The organism is Pseudomonas sp. IT-P100 (assembly GCF_949767185.1).
GTDB classification, from domain to species: Bacteria; Pseudomonadota; Gammaproteobacteria; order Pseudomonadales; family Pseudomonadaceae; genus Aquipseudomonas; species Aquipseudomonas fluorescens_B.
This window is the reverse complement of record NZ_CATKQK010000004.1, coordinates 116948-134230: the sequence shown is the minus strand read 5'-3', so window position 1 is coordinate 134230 and position 17283 is coordinate 116948. Positions and strand designations below refer to the sequence as shown.

18 protein-coding genes are annotated in these 17283 nt (G+C 58.5%); 10 read left to right on the top strand and 8 right to left on the bottom strand.

The features are described 5' to 3' along the window. Window positions 1–196: 196 nt before the first annotated feature. Window positions 197–1084 carry a protease HtpX gene (gene htpX / locus ACM6IQ_RS03635; RefSeq protein ID WP_017337381.1) on the top strand — a complete coding sequence of 296 codons (888 nt, stop codon included), beginning with the start codon at window positions 197–199 and terminating at the stop codon, window positions 1082–1084. A 109-nt stretch (window positions 1085–1193) separates the two neighbouring features. Here the strand turns inward: htpX and ACM6IQ_RS03630 are convergent, their stop codons facing one another. Then, a complete protein-coding gene (locus ACM6IQ_RS03630; RefSeq protein ID WP_017337380.1) occupies window positions 1194–1850 on the bottom strand; it encodes a thiopurine S-methyltransferase in 657 nt (218 codons plus the stop codon). Window positions 1851–1954: 104 nt separating this feature from the next. Between ACM6IQ_RS03630 and ACM6IQ_RS03625 the strand changes: the two genes are divergently transcribed. Continuing rightward, window positions 1955–2722 carry a DODA-type extradiol aromatic ring-opening family dioxygenase gene (locus tag ACM6IQ_RS03625; RefSeq protein ID WP_414878082.1) on the top strand — a complete coding sequence of 256 codons (768 nt, stop codon included), beginning with the start codon at window positions 1955–1957 and terminating at the stop codon, window positions 2720–2722. A gap of 24 nt (window positions 2723–2746) precedes the next feature. Here the strand turns inward: ACM6IQ_RS03625 and ACM6IQ_RS03620 are convergent, their stop codons facing one another. After that, window positions 2747–3460 carry a UTRA domain-containing protein gene (locus ACM6IQ_RS03620; protein ID WP_017337378.1) on the bottom strand — a complete coding sequence of 238 codons (714 nt, stop codon included), beginning with the start codon at window positions 3458–3460 and terminating at the stop codon, window positions 2747–2749. Window positions 3461–3810: 350 nt separating this feature from the next. Between ACM6IQ_RS03620 and ACM6IQ_RS03615 the strand changes: the two genes are divergently transcribed. The 6 genes from ACM6IQ_RS03615 (at window position 3811) to ACM6IQ_RS03590 (ending at window position 9115) form a co-directional block, all read left to right on the top strand. Beyond that, window positions 3811–4878, top strand: coding sequence for an ABC transporter substrate-binding protein (locus tag ACM6IQ_RS03615; protein ID WP_414878081.1), 1068 nt, complete (start codon window positions 3811–3813; stop codon window positions 4876–4878). A gap of 127 nt (window positions 4879–5005) precedes the next feature. Then, entirely contained in the window at window positions 5006–5812 is an 807-nt protein-coding gene (locus ACM6IQ_RS03610) for an alkaline phosphatase family protein (RefSeq protein WP_017337376.1), read from the top strand. Window positions 5813–5817: 5 nt separating this feature from the next. Beyond that, window positions 5818–6654, top strand: a complete 837-nt coding sequence (locus tag ACM6IQ_RS03605; protein ID WP_162491084.1) for an ABC transporter permease — start codon at window positions 5818–5820, stop codon at window positions 6652–6654. Then, on the top strand, window positions 6641–7441 hold the full coding sequence (locus ACM6IQ_RS03600) for an ABC transporter permease (RefSeq protein WP_017337374.1): 801 nt from the start codon (window positions 6641–6643) through the stop codon (window positions 7439–7441). The genes ACM6IQ_RS03605 and ACM6IQ_RS03600 overlap by 14 nt, the downstream gene beginning before the upstream one ends. Further along, window positions 7438–8427 (top strand): ABC transporter ATP-binding protein, encoded by a 990-nt coding sequence (locus tag ACM6IQ_RS03595; RefSeq protein WP_017337373.1) that lies wholly within the window; start codon window positions 7438–7440, stop codon window positions 8425–8427. The genes ACM6IQ_RS03600 and ACM6IQ_RS03595 overlap by 4 nt, the downstream gene beginning before the upstream one ends. 34 nt (window positions 8428–8461) lie before the next feature. Continuing rightward, on the top strand, window positions 8462–9115 hold the full coding sequence (locus ACM6IQ_RS03590) for an HAD family hydrolase (RefSeq protein ID WP_017337372.1): 654 nt from the start codon (window positions 8462–8464) through the stop codon (window positions 9113–9115). A gap of 98 nt (window positions 9116–9213) precedes the next feature. On the opposite strand, the gene ACM6IQ_RS03585 is transcribed toward ACM6IQ_RS03590, so the two are convergent. After that, window positions 9214–10176 carry a zinc-binding dehydrogenase gene (locus ACM6IQ_RS03585; RefSeq protein WP_414878080.1) on the bottom strand — a complete coding sequence of 321 codons (963 nt, stop codon included), beginning with the start codon at window positions 10174–10176 and terminating at the stop codon, window positions 9214–9216. Between the two features lie 138 nt (window positions 10177–10314). On the opposite strand from ACM6IQ_RS03585, the gene ACM6IQ_RS03580 reads away from it, so the two are divergent. Further along, the gene (locus ACM6IQ_RS03580) at window positions 10315–12396 is read left to right on the top strand and encodes a carboxy terminal-processing peptidase (RefSeq protein WP_162491070.1); all 2082 of its coding nucleotides are present in this window, start codon (window positions 10315–10317) and stop codon (window positions 12394–12396) included. Window positions 12397–12542: 146 nt separating this feature from the next. Next, window positions 12543–14333, top strand: a complete 1791-nt coding sequence (locus ACM6IQ_RS03575; RefSeq protein WP_017337369.1) for a bifunctional diguanylate cyclase/phosphodiesterase — start codon at window positions 12543–12545, stop codon at window positions 14331–14333. Window positions 14334–14475: 142 nt separating this feature from the next. Here the strand turns inward: ACM6IQ_RS03575 and ACM6IQ_RS03570 are convergent, their stop codons facing one another. From ACM6IQ_RS03570 to ACM6IQ_RS03550, 5 genes are all read right to left on the bottom strand, one after another. Continuing rightward, the gene (locus ACM6IQ_RS03570; RefSeq protein ID WP_017337368.1) at window positions 14476–14874 is read right to left on the bottom strand and encodes a hypothetical protein; all 399 of its coding nucleotides are present in this window, start codon (window positions 14872–14874) and stop codon (window positions 14476–14478) included. After that, entirely contained in the window at window positions 14875–15246 is a 372-nt protein-coding gene (locus ACM6IQ_RS03565; RefSeq protein ID WP_003223109.1) for a hypothetical protein, read from the bottom strand. After that, entirely contained in the window at window positions 15243–15584 is a 342-nt protein-coding gene (locus tag ACM6IQ_RS03560) for a helix-turn-helix domain-containing protein (protein WP_017337367.1), read from the bottom strand. The genes ACM6IQ_RS03565 and ACM6IQ_RS03560 overlap by 4 nt, the downstream gene beginning before the upstream one ends. A gap of 114 nt (window positions 15585–15698) precedes the next feature. Further along, window positions 15699–16154, bottom strand: coding sequence for a YkvA family protein (locus tag ACM6IQ_RS03555; RefSeq protein ID WP_017337366.1), 456 nt, complete (start codon window positions 16152–16154; stop codon window positions 15699–15701). 293 nt (window positions 16155–16447) lie between these two features. Continuing rightward, the gene (locus ACM6IQ_RS03550; protein WP_017337365.1) at window positions 16448–17164 is read right to left on the bottom strand and encodes an FKBP-type peptidyl-prolyl cis-trans isomerase; all 717 of its coding nucleotides are present in this window, start codon (window positions 17162–17164) and stop codon (window positions 16448–16450) included. Window positions 17165–17283: the final 119 nt, after the last annotated feature.

Genomic DNA, 17283 nt, shown 5'->3' with positions numbered 1-17283 from the left:
GTCCAACAATGGCGGGGCTTGCGATGCGAATCGGCTGACAATCGCTTCCCGTATCCACGTCGGAAATGTCCTGCAAGCGGCTAGACTCTTGCTGTAGGACACAGTTTGAAATAGTCACCCGGTTGAATAGCCCGGTGCAGCACCTTATATACCCCGCAGTACGCTACATCTTTAGCAAAAGGAGATTTCTACAACCATGATGCGCATCCTGCTGTTTTTGGCCACTAACCTGGCGGTCGTGCTGATTGCCAGCATCACCCTGAGCCTTTTCGGCTTCAACGGGTTCATGGCGGCCAATGGGGTTGATCTCAACCTCAATCAGCTGCTGATTTTCTGTGCGGTCTTTGGTTTCGCCGGTTCGTTGTTCTCGCTGTTCATCTCCAAGTGGATGGCGAAAATGAGTACCAGCACCCAGATCATTACCCAGCCGCGCACACGTCATGAGCAATGGCTGCTGCAAACGGTCGAGCAACTGTCCCGCGAAGCCGGGATCAAGATGCCGGAAGTCGGGATTTTCCCGGCCTACGAGGCGAACGCCTTCGCCACTGGCTGGAACAAGAACGACGCACTGGTCGCGGTCAGCCAGGGCTTGCTCGAACGATTCTCGCCGGATGAGGTGAAAGCCGTTCTGGCCCACGAAATCGGTCACGTGGCCAACGGTGACATGGTCACCCTGGCACTGATTCAGGGCGTGGTGAACACCTTCGTCATGTTCTTCGCACGGATCATCGGCAACTTTGTCGACAAGGTGATCTTCAAGAACGAAGAAGGCCAGGGCATCGCCTACTACGTGGCGACCATTTTCGCCGAACTGGTCTTGGGCATTCTCGCCAGCGCCATCGTCATGTGGTTCTCGCGTAAACGTGAATTCCGTGCAGATGAAGCCGGTGCTCGCCTGGCGGGCACCAACGCGATGATCGGCGCGCTGCAACGCCTGCGCGCTGAACAAGGCCTGCCGGTGCATATGCCGGACACCCTGAGCGCGTTTGGTATCAACGGTGGCATCAAACAAGGGTTGGCTCGCATGTTCATGAGCCACCCGCCGCTTGAAGAGCGTATCGACGCACTGCGTCGTCGGGGCTGAGCGGTTCCGCAATAAAGAAAAGGCCCGCAGTGATGCGGGCCTTTTTTGTCTGTCTGAATTGTGTGGTGCTGACACTGGCCTCATCGCCGGCAAGCACAATCAACACAACTTAATGACTGGAAACCCGATAAACCCGTTCCTCAAGCCGCGTCACGCCGCTCTCGATGAACTTCCAGCTCTCACCCAGGACATCCTGGTCTTCCAGAATCTTCAGCGACCACACCGCGCCGAACAACCGTTGCACTTCATCATCAGGCACGGCAAACGGCGGCCCGTCTTTTTGCGCCTGGTCGTAATCCAGCGTGATCAAAAGCCCCAAAGTGTCTTTCGGCAGAATCCGGTTCAGATGAGCCGCATATTGCTCTCGCATCTTCGGTGGCAAGGCTATCAACGCTGCGCGGTCGTACAGAGCGCTGCAATCGGCAACATCGCCGGCAGTCAGGGCGAAGAAATCACCACACCAGATCTCGATCGACCCCGCCCGATACACCGTAAAAGGCCCTTGATCGCTGACATCCGGATCAAATTGGTGCTCGTGGAAAAAGTCTTCCACCGCTTTTTCCGACAACTCGACACCCAACACTTCGTGACCGCATTTCGCCAGCCATAGCAAATCCAGGCTTTTCCCACATAACGGCACCAGTACGCGCGTCCCGTCCTCCAGGCCCAACTGAGGCCAGTACCGTTGCAGATATGGATTCACTTCCGGCAGATGAAAGCCGATCTGATTCGACGTCCACCGCTTGTGCCAAAACTCCGGCTGCATAAATATCTCCGAAAATTCGATCAAAACACCCTAAAACTTATATTAGATTTAGATCAATGATCTGACTGAAGATGACGCCCATCTTAACTCTCAGGAGCTCATTCATGTTGCCCAGCCTGTATATATCCCATGGCTCACCCATGCTGGCCCTGGAACCCGGCGCTAGTGGGCCGGCTCTCGCGCGCCTGGCTGGCGAGTTGCCAAAACCCAGGGCCATCGTGATTGTTTCCGCCCACTGGGAAAACAATGAACTGTTGGTCAGCGGCAATCCGCAACCTGAAACCTGGCATGACTTTGGTGGCTTTCCCAAGGCATTGTTCGAGGTGCAATACCCGGCACCCGGCGATCCACAGTTGGCCGCAGAGGTTGTCCAGTTGCTGAAGCGCAGTGACTTGCCCGCCCGCATCGACACCGAACGACCTTTCGACCATGGCGTATGGGTGCCTTTGTCGTTGATGTACCCGCAAGCCGACATTCCGGTGGTGCAAGTCTCGCTGCCTACACGCGGCGGCCCTGCCCTGCAAACCCGCGTCGGGCACGCACTGGCCAGCCTGCGCGAACAGGGCGTTCTGTTGATCGGCTCCGGCAGCATCACCCATAACCTGCGCGAACTGGACTGGCATGCGGGTCCCGAAAGCGTCGAACCGTGGGCCAGGGAATTCCGCGACTGGATGATCGAAAAACTCGAAGCGAACGATGAAGCCGCGTTGCATGACTATCGTCAGCAAGCACCAAACGCTGTGCGCAACCACCCGAGTGATGAGCATTTGTTGCCGCTGTACTTCGCCCGTGGTGCTGGCGGGACTTTCAGCGTCAGCCATAAGGGGTTCACCATGGGTGCCCTGGGCATGGACATTTACCGCTTCGGATAATGAAAGAACCTGCGGCGGCCAGGCTCAGACCACATCAACGCCGACATGAATCGCATCGTGCCGCCAAAACTCCAGGTCACAATCGATCAGCCGCTCATGCTGGTCGTAATTGACCCGGGCGATGCGCAATCCCGGACTCCCGACCGACACCCGTAGCGCCGCAGCGGCATCCGCCGACAGCGCCGTCGGCACGATCTCGAAACGCACCCGCCCGTAGTGCAAGTCGTAATGCCGCGCGTACAACTCGGTAATCGACTGATTCAAATCAAACTCCAGGATCCCCGGAAAATACTGCGGATTGAGGTAGTGCTCCACATACAGCACCAGCCGCTCATCAATCCGCCGAGCCCGGCAGACCTGAATCACACTCGACAACGCCGGCAACTGCAGCCAGGCACAGACCGCTGCCGACGCCGGTTGCAGCCGTGCCGAAATCACTTCGGTGGACGGCACCCGCCCCTGAGCGCTGACCATCGCGTGAAAGTGACTGCGCTGCATCAGGTTATAAGCCAGGCGCGGCGGCGACACGAACCAGCCCCGACGCTCCTCGCGATAAATCTGCCCTTGGGCTTCCAACTGCAACAATGCTTCGCGCACGGTTATGCGTGTGGTGCCGAATAACTCACTGAGCTTGCGCTCCGCCGGTAACTTGCTGCCGGGCGCCAGCAGCCCGTGATCGAGTTGTTCCTGAAGAACCTGCCCGATAGCTGTCACCGCTTTGGTTGTCTCGATGCGCATCAACGTTACCTATCTGGACTAGACCAGCACTGTTTCGGGGCGAAACCGTCATTGGAAACGGCTCCTTCAACTATCAGCAAGCCTAGGCACTCCAGATGACTGACAGATGACAAAGGCGCTGAACGGTGCTGTCAGGTGCCTGCAATTTCATGGCCAAGTCCTTTCATATCAGCTCTTTAGCCATGGTCTACGCTTATCCCGAAGCCTGAGCGCTGTTGCACAAAAAATGGAGGCGGACCGCTGATCGACATCAAAATGTCATCAGAGGCGCCTAAATTGGCTCAGGTATTGCTGACCTAGACCAACACCACCGCAATCGCAGCGTTGATAACGACCAAAGGAGCTTCGGAATGAAACAGCTTTTCCTGGCATCACTGTTAGGCTCGACCATTGCCCTGTGCACCGCCGCCATGGCGGCTGATACCGATCTGAAAACCCTGGAAGCCGCTGCGAAAGCGGAAGGTGAGGTCAACAGCGTCGGCATGCCCGACAACTGGGCCAACTGGAAAGGCACCTGGGATGACCTGGCCAAGAACTACGGCCTGAAACACATCGACACCGACATGAGCTCGGCCCAGGAAATCGCCAAGTTCGCCGCTGAAAAAGACAACGCCAGCGCCGACATCGGCGACGTCGGTGCAGCATTCGGCCCGATTGCAGTCAAGCAAGGCGTGGTCCAACCGTACAAGCCAAGCACATGGGCTCAGGTTCCTGACTGGGCGAAGGACAAGGATGGTAACTGGGCACTGGCCTACACCGGCACCATCGCCTTCATCATCAACAAAAAATTGTTGCACGGCTCCGATGCGCCAACCAAATGGGCTGACTTGAAAGACGGTAAGTACAAGGTCTCCATCGGCGACGTGAGCACTGCGGCCCAAGCTGCCAACGGTGTGCTGGCTGCTGCTCTGGCCAACGGCGGCGACGAGAAAAACCTCCAGCCCGCACTGTTGCTGTTCGCCGACATCGCCAAGCAAGGTCGTCTGTCCATGTCCAACCCGACCATCGCCACGATGGAAAAGGGCGAAATCGAAGTTGGTGTGGTCTGGGACTTCAACGGTCTGAGCTACAAGGCGAAGATGGCGAATCCGGATGACTACACCGTACTGATTCCATCCGACGGCTCGGTGATTTCCGGTTACACCACCATCATCAACAAATACGCCAAGCACCCGAACGCCGCCAAACTGGCCCGCGAATACATCTTCAGCGACGCCGGCCAGATCAACCTGGCGCGCGGCAACGCTCGTCCGATCCGTGCCGAACACCTGACATTGCCGGCCGATGTTCAGGCTCAGTTGCTGCCTAACGAGCAGTACAAAAAAGTGACTCCGATCAAGGACGCGGACGCGTGGGAGAAGACCTCCAAGGCCCTGCCGCAGAAGTGGAACGAAGAAGTCATCGTCGAGATGAAATAAAGCTGCAGGAGCCGGCTTGCCGGCGATTGCATCACTGCGGTGCTCCGTCAGACCGCGGCGTATGGATCGCCAGCAAGCCGGCTGCTACACATTTTATCGATCCACCTGTTTCGCGGAGTTCCGCCCTATGAAGCACAACGTCATCCTTGTCGTGCTCGACGGCCTCAATTACGAGGTTGCGCGCCACGCCATGGGGCACTTGCAGGCTTACGTTGGCGCAGGACGCGCGGCGCTCTACAAACTGGAGTGCGAACTGCCGGCCCTGTCCCGCCCACTGTATGAATGCATCCTGACCGGCGTCACGCCGATCGACAGTGGCATCGTCCACAACAACGTCTCGCGCCTGTCCAGTCAGCGCAGCATCTATCACTACGCCACCGATGCCGGTCTTAAAACTGCCGCCGCGGCCTATCACTGGGTGAGCGAGCTGTATAACCGTTCGCCGTTCGTAGCCGCCCGGGACCGTCACACCGACGATCCCGAAATGCCGATCCAGCACGGACATTTCTACTGGAACGACCATTACCCGGATTCGCACCTGTTCGCCGACGCGGAAAACCTGCGCCTGCGGCATGCACCGAATTTCCTCCTGGTACACCCCATGAACATCGACGACGCCGGGCACAAGCACGGCCTCGACACCCAGCAATACCGTAACAGTGCCCGTTCGGCGGACATCCTCCTCGCGGACTACCTGCAAGGCTGGCTCGACGCCGGTTACCAGGTGCTGGTCACCGCCGACCACGGCATGAACAACGATCGCTCCCACAACGGCCTGCTGCCCGAAGAACGCGAAGTACCGCTGTTCGTGCTCGGTGATGCGTTCAGTTTCAACACCAGCGCTGCGCCCAGGCAAACCGAGATCTGCGGCACCGTCTGCGAACTGCTGGGTGTGACCCACGACAAACCTGTGTGCCGGGAGCTGCTCAAGTGAACGCCATGACTCGCGGCAAATGGCTGGCAGCCTTGTGCCTGGTGCCTTTCGCACTGTTCTTTATCGTGTTCGAGATCGCCCCGCTCGTCTGGGTGATGATCAACAGCCTTGAATCGGAAGAGTCCGGCTGGGGCCTGGCCAACTTCACCCGGATCTTCAGCTCGAAGTTCTACTTGCAGGCGATCCAGTACAGCCTCGAGATCAGCTTCTGGTCCAGCGTGTTCGGGATCATCATCGCGGTGCTTGGTGCGTATTCCCTGCGTCGGGTCGACTCGAAACTGCGCAACTTCGTCAACGCCTTCGCCAACATGACCAGTAATTTCTCCGGCGTGCCCCTGGCTTTCGCGTTCATTATCCTGCTGGGTTTCAACGGCAGCATCACCCTCATGCTCAAGCAGGCCGGGATCATTCAGGACTTCAACCTGTACTCGAAAACCGGGCTGATCATTCTTTACACCTACTTCCAGATTCCCCTGGGGGTGCTGCTGCTTTACCCGGCCTTCGACGCCCTGCGTGAAGACTGGCGCGAGTCCGCCGAACTGCTTGGCGCCAACGGCTGGCAATTCTGGCGACACATCGGTTTGCCGGTGCTGACGCCTGCGCTGCTCGGCACGTTCGTGATCCTGCTGGCGAACGCCCTCGGCGCCTACGCCACCGTGTACGCCCTCACCACCGGCAACTTCAACGTGATGACGATCCGTATTGCGGCGATGGTCTCGGGCGACATTTCCCTGGACCCGAACCTGGCCAGCGCTCTGGCCGTGGTACTGGTGGCGTTGATGACGCTGGTGACCGTCGTGCATCAGTTGCTGTTGAAGAGGAGCTACCATGTCTCGCGCTGAATTGGGCCCGGCCGGTGTTTATCACCGCGTCGTGGTGTACCTGCTGTTTGCCATTCTGTTACTGCCGCTGGTCGGCACCTTTATCTACTCGATTTCCAGCAGTTGGTCGGCAACCATTCTGCCCAGCGGTTTCAGCTTCAAATGGTACGTGCAGTTGTGGAGCGATCCGCGTTTCCTGAGTGCTTTCGGTCAATCGCTGCTGGTCTGCGTCGGTTCGCTGATCCTGGCGGTGGTGCTGATTTTGCCGCTGCTATTCGTGGTGCATTACCACTTCCCGAAACTCGACGCGTGGATGAACATCCTGATCCTGCTGCCCTTCGCGGTGCCGCCGGTGGTGTCGTCGGTGGGGTTATTGCAGCTTTACGGGTCGGGGCCGTTCGCGATGGTCGGCACGCCCTGGATTCTGATCGGCTGCTATTTCACTGTGGCGCTGCCGTTCATGTACCGGGCCATTACCAACAACCTGCAAGCCATCAACCTGCACGACCTGATGGACGCTGCCCAACTGCTCGGTGCCAGCACCTGGCAAGCAGCGTTCCTGGTCGTATTGCCGAACCTGCGCAAGGGTTTGATGGTGGCGTTGCTGCTGTCGTTCTCGTTCCTGTTCGGTGAGTTCGTGTTCGCCAACATCCTCGTCGGCACCCGCTACGAAACCCTGCAGGTCTACCTCAACAACATGCGTAACAGCAGCGGCCACTTCACCAGTGCGGTGGTGATTTCCTACTTCTTCTTTGTGCTGGTTCTGACCTGGGCGGCCAATATCTTGAACAAGGACAAAAGCGAATGAGCTATGTCAGCGTCCAACATCTGCAGAAAAACTACGCCGGCACCACGGTGTTCAGCGACATCAACTGCGAAATCCAGAAGGGTGAATTCGTCACCCTCCTCGGCCCGTCCGGTTGTGGCAAATCCACGCTTCTGCGTTGCATCGCCGGCCTGACATCGGTGGATGGCGGCAAGATCCTGCTCGATGGACACGATCTCGTACCGCTGAGCCCGCAGAAGCGCGGGATCGGCATGGTATTCCAGAGCTATGCCCTGTTCCCCAACATGACCGTTGAGCAAAACGTCGCCTTCGGTTTGCGCATGCAAAAGGTCAACAGCGACGACAGCCAGAAGCGCGTTGCCGACGTGTTGAAACTGGTGGAGCTGAATGACTTTGCTGCGCGTTATCCCCATCAGTTGTCGGGGGGGCAATGCCAGCGTGTCGCCCTCGCCCGCTCATTGGTGACTCGCCCACGTCTGTTGTTGCTCGATGAACCGCTGTCAGCGCTCGATGCGCGAATTCGCAAGCACTTGCGCGAACAGATCCGTCAGATCCAGCGCGAACTCGGCCTGACCACGATCTTCGTCACACACGATCAGGAAGAAGCGCTGACCATGTCTGACCGGATTTTCCTGATGAATCAGGGAAAGATCGTACAGAGCGGCGACGCCGAAACCCTGTACACCGCGCCCGTGGATGTTTTTGCCGCCGGTTTCATCGGTAACTACAACCTGCTGGACGCCGACAGCGCCACGAAACTGCTGCAACGACCGATCGCGCATCGCATCGCGATTCGCCCGGAAGCCATCGAACTGAGCCTGAATGGCGAACTCGATGCACAAATACGCAGCCACAGCCTGCTGGGGAACGTGATCCGCTACCGGGTCGAGGCCCGTGGCGTGGAACTGGTGGTGGATGTGCTCAACCGCTCGGCGGCCGATCTGCATCCCGATGGTCAGCGTCTGGCGCTTTCCATCGATCCGACGGCCCTGTGTAAGGTAGCCTGATGCCTTTGCTGATGTTGAAGAGAGAACTGCACTGATGGCCCTGGCAATTTTTGATCTGGACGAAACCCTGATCCACGGCGACTGCGCCACCCTCTGGAGCGAGCAAATGGGCCGCCTGGGCTGGGTCGATCCCGAGTCGTTCATGCGGCAGAACAACGAATTGATGGACGCTTACAGCCACGGCAAGCTGCGCATGGAGGAATACATGACCTTCAGCCTCGAGCCGATGATCGGACGCACGCCGGAAGAGATCGACCATCTGGTGGGGCCGTGGGTGGAAGACTTCATCGAACCGATCATCTTCAGCGACGCCACCAAGGCCATCGCTGCGCACCGTAAGGCGGGTGACCGGATTCTGGTGATCTCGGCGTCGGGTACGCACCTGGTCAGGCCGATTGCCGATCGCTTGGGCATCGACGAGATTCTGGGTATCGAACTGGAGGTGCTGCATGGGGTTTACAGCGGCCACACCGTTGGCACGCTGACCTACCGCGAAGGCAAGATCACGCGCTTGCTGGAATGGCTGGATGCGGAAGAGGAAAACCTGGAAGGCGCGAGTTTCTATTCGGATTCACGCAATGATTTGCCGTTGTTGCTGAAAGTAGAATTCCCACACGTGGTGAACCCCGATCCGGTGTTGCTTGAGCACGCTGAAAAGGCTGGCTGGCCGATCCATACCTGGAAATAAAAGCAAAAGATCGCAGCCCGCAGCAGCGCCTACACTTGAATGACGAACATCCTGTAGGAGCTGCCGAAGGCTGCGATCTTTTCAAAGCATCCCCGATCTCAGGTCAGGCTTTCGTCGATCACCAGCACCAACTTCCCCGCCACCTGATTGGTCGCCAACTCGGCAAACGCCGCTTCCGCATCCTTGATCGGAAAAGTCTTCGCCAACTGCGGACTCAACCGCCCTTCGGCAAACAGCGGCCAGACATGCTGGCTCAAATCGCTGAACAGATCCGCCTTGAACTGATCGTCACGACTGCGCAAAGTCGAACCCAGCAGCTGCACACGCTTGGCCAGCACCTGCGCCAGATCCAGCTTCGCTTCACGGCCACCCATCAAGCCGATCAGCACCCAACGGCCATCGCGGGCCAGCAGTTTCAGGTTCAGTGCGGCGTAGTTACCGCCGACCGGGTCGAGAATCACATCGAACGGCCCCAGGTCGCTCAAGCTTTCAAGTTCGTCGGTGCGTACCGCGCCCCCTTGGGCACCCAGCGCTTCACAGTAAGCCAGCCGCTCGGCAGAACCGACGCTGACCCAGCACGGGCTACCGAACGCCTTGCACAACTGAATGGCGGCTGAACCGATTCCACTTGCTCCGGCGTGCAGCAGAACTTTCTCACCGGGCTTGAGCCCCGCCAGATGAAATAAATTTAACCAAACGGTCGCATAGACTTCGGGTAGCGCTGCCGCCTCTACCAAGGACAATCCTTCGGGCACTGCCAGCACATGCCGTCCGTCGACAACCACCTCTTCGGCCATCCCACCCCCGGCCAGCAAGGCGCAGACCCGATCACCCACCTGCCATGACGACCCCGGGCCGACCTCGCTGATCACCCCGGAACACTCCAGACCCAGTACCTGACTGGCCCCCGGCGGTGGCGGGTAAAGTCCCGCCTTCTGTAACAAATCGGCGCGATTGAGGCCCGCTGCCGCCACCCGAATGCGAACTTGCCCTACATCACATGTAGGACTGGGCTCATCAAGCCACTCCACTTGACCTTCCACGCCTTGCAATGCTTTCACAGTGCCTCCATAGTGAGTCTGGACTGAGCCCGAAGCTGTATCGCCGGGCTTTTTGCATTATGCGACCGGCCCTTGTGGAACCGGCGACTTCAAAGACGGCCTAATATGCGTTATCAATTGTCCCCGCGTCGAATCAGCATGAAGCATCTGTTCCCCAGCACCGCCCTCGCCCTATTTATTGGTATCGGCCTGATGCCGATGTCGAGCAATACGTTCGCAGCCAATAGTTGGGACAAGCTTCAGCCTGATCGTGACGAAGTGATCGCCAGCCTGAATGTCGTCGAGTTGCTCAAGCGCCACCACTACAGCAAGCCCCCGCTCGATGACGCACGCTCCGTGATCATCTACGACAGCTACCTCAAGCTGCTGGATCCGTCGCGCAGCTACTTCATGGCCAGCGACATTGCCGAATTCGACAAATGGAAAACCCAGTTTGACGACTTCCTCAAAAGCGGCGACCTCAATGCCGGTTTCACCATCTACAAGCGCTACCTGGACCGCGTAAAAGCGCGTCTGGACTTTGCCCTTGCAGAGCTGAACAAGGGCGTCGACAAGATCGACTTCACCGCCAAGGAAACCTTGCTGATCGACCGCAAGGACGCTCCTTGGCTCAAGTCCACCGCAGAGCTCGACGACCTGTGGCGCAAACGCGTCAAGGACGAGGTTTTGCGGCAGAAGATCGCGGGCAAGGACTCCAAGCAGATCCAGGAAACCCTGACCAAGCGCTACAAGAACCAATTGGCACGTCTGGACCAGACCCGCGCGGAAGACATCTTCCAGGCCTACATCAACACTTTCGCCATGTCCTACGACCCGCACACCAATTATCTGTCGCCGGATAACGCGGAAAACTTCGACATCAACATGAGCCTGTCCCTCGAGGGCATCGGCGCCGTGTTGCAGAGCGACAACGATCAGGTGAAAGTCGTGCGCCTGGTGCCTGCGGGCCCGGCCGACAAGACCAAGCAGGTCGCACCGGCCGACAAGATCATCGGCGTTGCCCAGGGCAACAAAGAGATGGTCGACGTGGTTGGCTGGCGCCTCGACGAAGTGGTCAAGCTGATCCGTGGTCCGAAAGGCACCGTGGTGCGACTGGAAGTCATCCCGGCCAGCAATGCGCCGAACGACCAGACCTCCAAGATCGTGCCGATCACCCGCGAAGCGGTGAAGCTTGAAGACCAGGCTGTCAAGAAGTCGGTCCTCAACCTGAAACAGGACGGCAAGGACTACAAGCTCGGCGTCATCGAGATACCGGCCTTCTACCTGGACTTCAAGGCCTTCCGTGCCGGCGATCCTGACTACAAGAGCACCACGCGCGACGTCAAGAAACTGCTGACCGAGCTGCAGAAGGACAAAGTCGACGGCGTGGTCATCGACCTGCGCAACAACGGCGGCGGTTCCCTGCAGGAAGCCACCGAGCTGACCAGCCTGTTCATCGACAAAGGTCCGACCGTTCTCGTGCGTAACGCCGACGGCCGGGTCGATGTGCTGGAAGATGAAAACCCGGGCGCGTTCTACAAAGGCCCGATGGCGTTGCTGGTCAACCGCTTGTCCGCCTCGGCTTCGGAGATTTTTGCCGGCGCCATGCAGGACTACCACCGCGCGCTGATCATTGGCGGCCAGACCTTCGGCAAAGGCACCGTGCAGACCATTCAGCCGCTGAACCATGGCGAACTGAAACTGACCCTGGCCAAGTTCTATCGGGTTTCCGGTCAGAGCACACAGCATCAAGGCGTTCTGCCGGACATCGATTACCCGTCGATCATCGACACCAAGGAAATCGGCGAAAGCGCCCTGCCGGAAGCCATGCCGTGGGACACCATCCGCGCGGCGATCAAGCCGGCGAGCGATCCGTTCAAACCGTACATCACCCAGCTCAAATCCGAGCATGACGTGCGCACGGCCAAGGATGCGGAGTTCGTGTTCATCCGCGACAAACTCGCCCTGGCGCAGAAACTGATGGCGGAAAAAACCGTCAGCCTCAATGAAGCCGATCGTCGTGCACAACATACCGATATCGAAGCCAAGCAGCTGGTGATGGAAAATATCCGTCGCAAGGCCAAAGGCGAAGAGCCGCTCAAAGAGCTGAAGAAAGAGGACGAAGACGCACTCGCGGCCGAGCCGGACAAGACCAAACCAGAAGACGATGCCTACCTGAGCGAGACGGGTCGGATTCTGTTGGACTACCTGAAACTCAATACCGCGGTCGCCAAGCACTGAGTGGTGACAAGCAAGATGATGGCAATTTAATGCTGACGCTCCCGTAGCGTCATCAAACAGTCATCATTCTGTCGTGAAATAAAGGACTGGGAGCCTCTTTTTATCCAAGAGCGCTCCCAGTCCTTTTTTTATCGCCAGAGATCGCCATGACCACTACCGAACAGCTGGGTGCGTTGAGTTCAATACTGACTCAAAGCGGTTTGCACAGCCTGTTCCAGCCAATCATTTCGCTCTCTGAACGACGAATTATCGGCTACGAAGCCCTCAGCCGCGGCCCCTCCAACAGCCCGTTGCACTCGCCTGTCGCCTTGTTCGCCGTCGCCCGCCAGGCCGGCCGTTTGAACGAGCTGGAAATTGCCTGTCGCGAGAGCGCTTGCCGACGGTTCAATGAACAGCAACTGCCCGGCAAACTGTTTCTCAACGTATCGCCGGAATCCCTGCTCGAAGCCGCCCACCAGCCGGGTCGAACCCTGCAACTGCTACAGGATTTCGGCATACCGCCCAGCCAGGTGATTATCGAACTCACCGAACAGACCCCGATCGATGATTTCCAGCTGCTGCAAAACGCGCTGCACCACTATCGGGCAATGGGTTTCTCCATTGCACTGGATGATTTGGGGGCGGGTTATTCGAGCTTGCGCCTGTGGTCCGAGCTGCGGCCTGACTATGTGAAGATCGATCGGCACTTCATCGACGGTATTCATCAGGATGCACTCAAGCGCGAATTTGTCGGATCAATCATGCAAATCGCCAAAGCCTCCCGGGCGCAAGTGATTGCCGAAGGTATCGAACTGCCTGAGGAACTGGCCATATTGACCGATATGGGCGTCGATCTGGTCCAGGGCTATTTGCTCTGTCGGCCCCAGGAACATCCGCCCCGGGATGCTCGAAGCCTGATGCCCAAGCAGGACAGCTCCGCCGTGGCGCTGAATGACGAAGGCAGTGACCTCAGTGCCCTTTTGAAGGATCAGCCAGCGGTCGCGCGGGATACGCCGACCGCGACGGTACTGGAAGCCTTCCGTCGCCAGGCCAACCTGAACTCGCTGGCGGTGCTCGACGAACACGGCCATCCCTGTGGCATCGTTCACAGGCATTCGCTCTCGGACGCCCTGCTCAAACCCTTTGCCACCGACCTGTTCGCCCGCAAGCCCATCAGCCGCTTGATGAACGATGACTTTCTCGCCGTCGAGATGAGCCAGTCGCTGCAACAGGTCAGCCGCCTGATCACCAGCCGCGCCCGACAACGCATTGAAGAAGACTTCATCATTACCCTGAACGGCGGGTATCTGGGGTTGGGTCGGGTGATCGACGTACTGAAGCTGATTACCGAACTGAAGATCCAGCAGGCCCGCTACGCCAATCCGCTGACCCTGCTACCGGGCAACGTACCGATCCAGCAGTGCCTGACGCGCCTGCTGCAACAGCAACGGGAATCGGTGATCTGCTATGTGGACATTGACAGTTTCAAGCCCTTCAACGACATCTACGGCTACGGTCGTGGGGATGAAGTCCTGCTGTGCCTGGCGCAATGCCTGAATGATCGCGTCGACCCTTCCCGCGACTTTGTCGGCCATATCGGCGGCGATGATTTCCTGCTGGTGCTCGGCCCGGAAGACTGGCGTAAACGCTTGAACCAGTTGCTAGACGATTTCCAGAGCCAGTGCCGGCGCTTCTACCGCAGTGAACATCTGGAGGCAGGCTGCTTCATCGCCCCGAACCGCCAGGGAGTACGGCAGGAATTTGCGCTGCTGTCACTGTCGATCGGCGTGGTGCATTTACATCCACAGGCCTGTGGACAACTCGATGCGAGCCAGTTGGCGGAAATGGCGTCGCAGGCCAAGCATCACGCGAAGAATGTGCCGGGGTACAGCGTGCATGTGATTGACAGTTTGGCGCTGCCTGCGCGAGAGGATGAAGTGCTGATGGGGCAGCGATGACTGGGCGTAAGCCTTCGCGGGCAAGCTCGCTCCCACAGGGTTTGGTGTCGAACGCAACATTCACCATCGACACAAGAACTGTGGGAGCGTGGCTTGCCCGCGAAGGCGTCAGACCGGCCGACTCAGATCAAGAGGTTCACCCTTAACCGCGAGACGCCAACTCTTTCAGCTTCATCTCAGCCAACGGATGCCCGGCCTTCGCGGCCATTTCCCAAAATCGCGCCGCTTCAACCGGATCCGGCGCCTTGCTCGCCGTCCCGGCCAGGCAGATCACGCCCACCTGATACGCCGCCTTGCCATCCCCCGCCAACGCCGCCAGGCGCAGCAAGCGAACGCCTTCCTCACGAGCCCCCAGGCCAACGCCGCGAAAGGCCAGGATGTGGCCATAGAAGCTTTGAGCACTGACGTCACCCAGATTGGCCATGCGTGCGAACTGGCCTTCGAGCCAGCGCCAGCCACGGGGCTGGCGCACGAACCATGTCCAATGAAACAACCTGCGGGCCAACCAGTAACCGGCTCGCGCCTTGAGCTTTAAAAACACTCAGGCTTCCGCCGATTCGGGGTATTCGTATTCGAAGACTCGCACCACTTCCGAGGCATGCCACGAGGCGGCAGCAACACCATCGGACGGCCCGGAGAAACGCCCCAGGCGCTCGACACATTCGAAGAACCCAGTGCGCGGCAGGCGACTGGCGCCCTGACTGATCACCAGCGAGCTGCGCAATGGCTGCTCGGCCTTGGCGTCCAGTGCGGCCAGGTGTTCAAGGGCGGCGGTCAGGGTTTGCATTGCCGGCGTGGGCAATTGCAAACGCTCGAGCAGCGCTCGATAGGTCAATAAATGGCGCTGGCGGCGCGCCTGATCCAGCTCGCCCAGCAACCCGTCCCAATGTTGACGACTGATGCGTACGCTCACGATTCTTCCCTCCACCCTGGCACCGTCAATTCCCAGGCCAGGCTGCGGCGAATCGCAGCGTCGGGTTGACGCTCACCACTTTCGATCAAGGCCAGATAAGACGGGCTGATGCCTACCGTGCGGGCGAGCGCCTCAATGGCGATGCCCTTCCCTTCGCGCAAACTGCGTAGTTGATCCAGACCTGGAAGAATCTGGTCTGGTGCTGCGGCGTGACGCACTGGCGCGTCAGGTGCCGGTTGTTCATTGATGCCTGCTGCTTTCAGTAGAGCCTGATACTGAGCCCACGGCAGAACCGCATATTCGGGCTCGCCTTCGCGTGTGATTATCTGAATATCCATGACTTCCCCGTAGGACAACGACACTTAGCGAGTCGGCGCTTTTCCCTAGAAGTGTAATCCTAACAGCGGCCAAGGTCGCGGGGGGTATGAATATAGGGATGATCCTGAATCGGCTCAGTTTTTTTTCGGTCCCTGAAGCTGAAGTTGCTCCGGGGTGTCGGGCAGTCGCTCGACCACCGCGAGTTTTTCCGGCAACTGGCGGTTGCGCCATGCACGGAAAGCATTGAGTTCGTCATCGAGGACTTTCATCAGCCAGGCGAGCACGGCGATGTCATCGAGCATGCCGAACACCGGGATGAAATCCGGAATCGCATCCACCGGGCTCAGGAAGTACATCAGGCCTGCCACCACCGAGATCAGCGCTTTCGGGCTGATGGCGCGGTACTCGCCACGCCAGTACGCCAGGCACAGCGCCTGCAGCAGGCGCAGGTCGTCTTTGAGCTTGCCCAATCGGTTGCCCTGGCTGGCGCCTTTGCTGGCCACCGCGAACAACAGCGTCGGCAATCGTCCGCGGGCGAGCAGGCGGCCGGCCAATGGCAGGAAACGAGCGAAATTCCAGGGTGCTTTCATCATTCCTCCCACTGAAATGTTATCCACACAAATTGTGGATAACCTTGTGAACAGACCTGCATTTCACGGCTGAAAGCCCCGTTTCATAAGGGCTTTGCTCAGATCGGGCGTTTTTTACTCACATAAAAAAACCCAAGATTTCATTGACTTGGCGCTCTGACGCGGTTAGCGCGGGCGTCCTCAATGGCTATGACTCCAGCGTACCGCGTCCGTTCGCTTTGTTTACCCTCACCAACCGCCAGATGCAACAACGCCCCGCATAAGCGAGGCGTTGTTGTCAGAGCAGACGCTGATTACTTCGCGGCGTCGTCTTGCTTGGCTGGATCCTTGATCGCCAGCAGTTCCAGGTCGAATACCAGCACCGAGTTGGCTGGAATCGCCGGGCTTGGGCTTTGGGCGCCGTAAGCCAGTTCGCTAGGGATGTACAGTTTGTACTTCTCGCCAACGTGCATCAGTTGCAGGCCTTCGACCCAACCCGGAATCACGCCGCTAACCGGCAGATCGATCGGACTGCCGCGCTCGACGGAGCTGTCGAAGACGGTGCCGTTGGTCAGGGTGCCGGTGTAGTGAACAGTCACCACGTCAGTCGGCTTAGGCTGTGGGCCATCCGCTTTTTTGATCACTTCGTATTGCAGGCCCGAAGCAGTGGTGGTGACACCGGCTTTCTTGGCGTTGTCTTCGAGGAATTTCTTGCCGGCGGCTGCCGACTCTTCACTCATTTTGGCCATGCGCTCTTCAGCGCGCTTTTGCAGCGCGGCGAAGGCTTCGACGAGTTCTTCGTCCTTCAGCTTCTGTTCTTTCTTGCCGACGGCATCTTCGATGCCCTGGGCTACGGCTTTGGAATCCAGGTCATCCATGCCTTCCTGAGCCAGGCTCTTGCCCATGTTCAGGCCAATCCCGTAGGAAGCTTTTTGCGCCGGGGTTTTCAGCTCTACGCTGGTCTGCGAATCACAACCCGCAAGTACCAGGCTAACCAGGGCCACCGCCGCCGCCAACCGATGCTGTTTCATGCTATTTCCTTGTTCATGCGCCTAAAGGGCAATCGAGTAAAGCCGCGAGCTTATCAGGCGGCCACGACCAATGGCTACCGGCATGAGAGCAGGAAACTTCTGATAAGTTCAGGTGTTTT

Bases quoted from the DNA above. Each gene is read 5' to 3' on its own strand.
- htpX (WP_017337381.1), top strand. From the start codon at position 197: ATGATGCGCATCCTGCTGTTTTTGGCCACTAACCTGGCGGTCGTGCTG.
- ACM6IQ_RS03630 (WP_017337380.1), bottom strand. From the start codon at position 1,850: ATGCAGCCGGAGTTTTGGCACAAGCGGTGGACGTCGAATCAGATCGGC.
- ACM6IQ_RS03625 (WP_414878082.1), top strand. From the start codon at position 1,955: ATGTTGCCCAGCCTGTATATATCCCATGGCTCACCCATGCTGGCCCTG.
- ACM6IQ_RS03620 (WP_017337378.1), bottom strand. From the start codon at position 3,460: ATGCGCATCGAGACAACCAAAGCGGTGACAGCTATCGGGCAGGTTCTT.
- ACM6IQ_RS03615 (WP_414878081.1), top strand. From the start codon at position 3,811: ATGAAACAGCTTTTCCTGGCATCACTGTTAGGCTCGACCATTGCCCTG.
- ACM6IQ_RS03610 (WP_017337376.1), top strand. From the start codon at position 5,006: ATGAAGCACAACGTCATCCTTGTCGTGCTCGACGGCCTCAATTACGAG.
- ACM6IQ_RS03605 (WP_162491084.1), top strand. From the start codon at position 5,818: ATGACTCGCGGCAAATGGCTGGCAGCCTTGTGCCTGGTGCCTTTCGCA.
- ACM6IQ_RS03600 (WP_017337374.1), top strand. From the start codon at position 6,641: ATGTCTCGCGCTGAATTGGGCCCGGCCGGTGTTTATCACCGCGTCGTG.
- ACM6IQ_RS03595 (WP_017337373.1), top strand. From the start codon at position 7,438: ATGAGCTATGTCAGCGTCCAACATCTGCAGAAAAACTACGCCGGCACC.
- ACM6IQ_RS03590 (WP_017337372.1), top strand. From the start codon at position 8,462: ATGGCCCTGGCAATTTTTGATCTGGACGAAACCCTGATCCACGGCGAC.
- ACM6IQ_RS03580 (WP_162491070.1), top strand. From the start codon at position 10,315: ATGAAGCATCTGTTCCCCAGCACCGCCCTCGCCCTATTTATTGGTATC.
- ACM6IQ_RS03575 (WP_017337369.1), top strand. From the start codon at position 12,543: ATGACCACTACCGAACAGCTGGGTGCGTTGAGTTCAATACTGACTCAA.
- ACM6IQ_RS03560 (WP_017337367.1), bottom strand. From the start codon at position 15,584: ATGGATATTCAGATAATCACACGCGAAGGCGAGCCCGAATATGCGGTT.
- ACM6IQ_RS03555 (WP_017337366.1), bottom strand. From the start codon at position 16,154: ATGAAAGCACCCTGGAATTTCGCTCGTTTCCTGCCATTGGCCGGCCGC.
- ACM6IQ_RS03550 (WP_017337365.1), bottom strand. From the start codon at position 17,164: ATGAAACAGCATCGGTTGGCGGCGGCGGTGGCCCTGGTTAGCCTGGTA.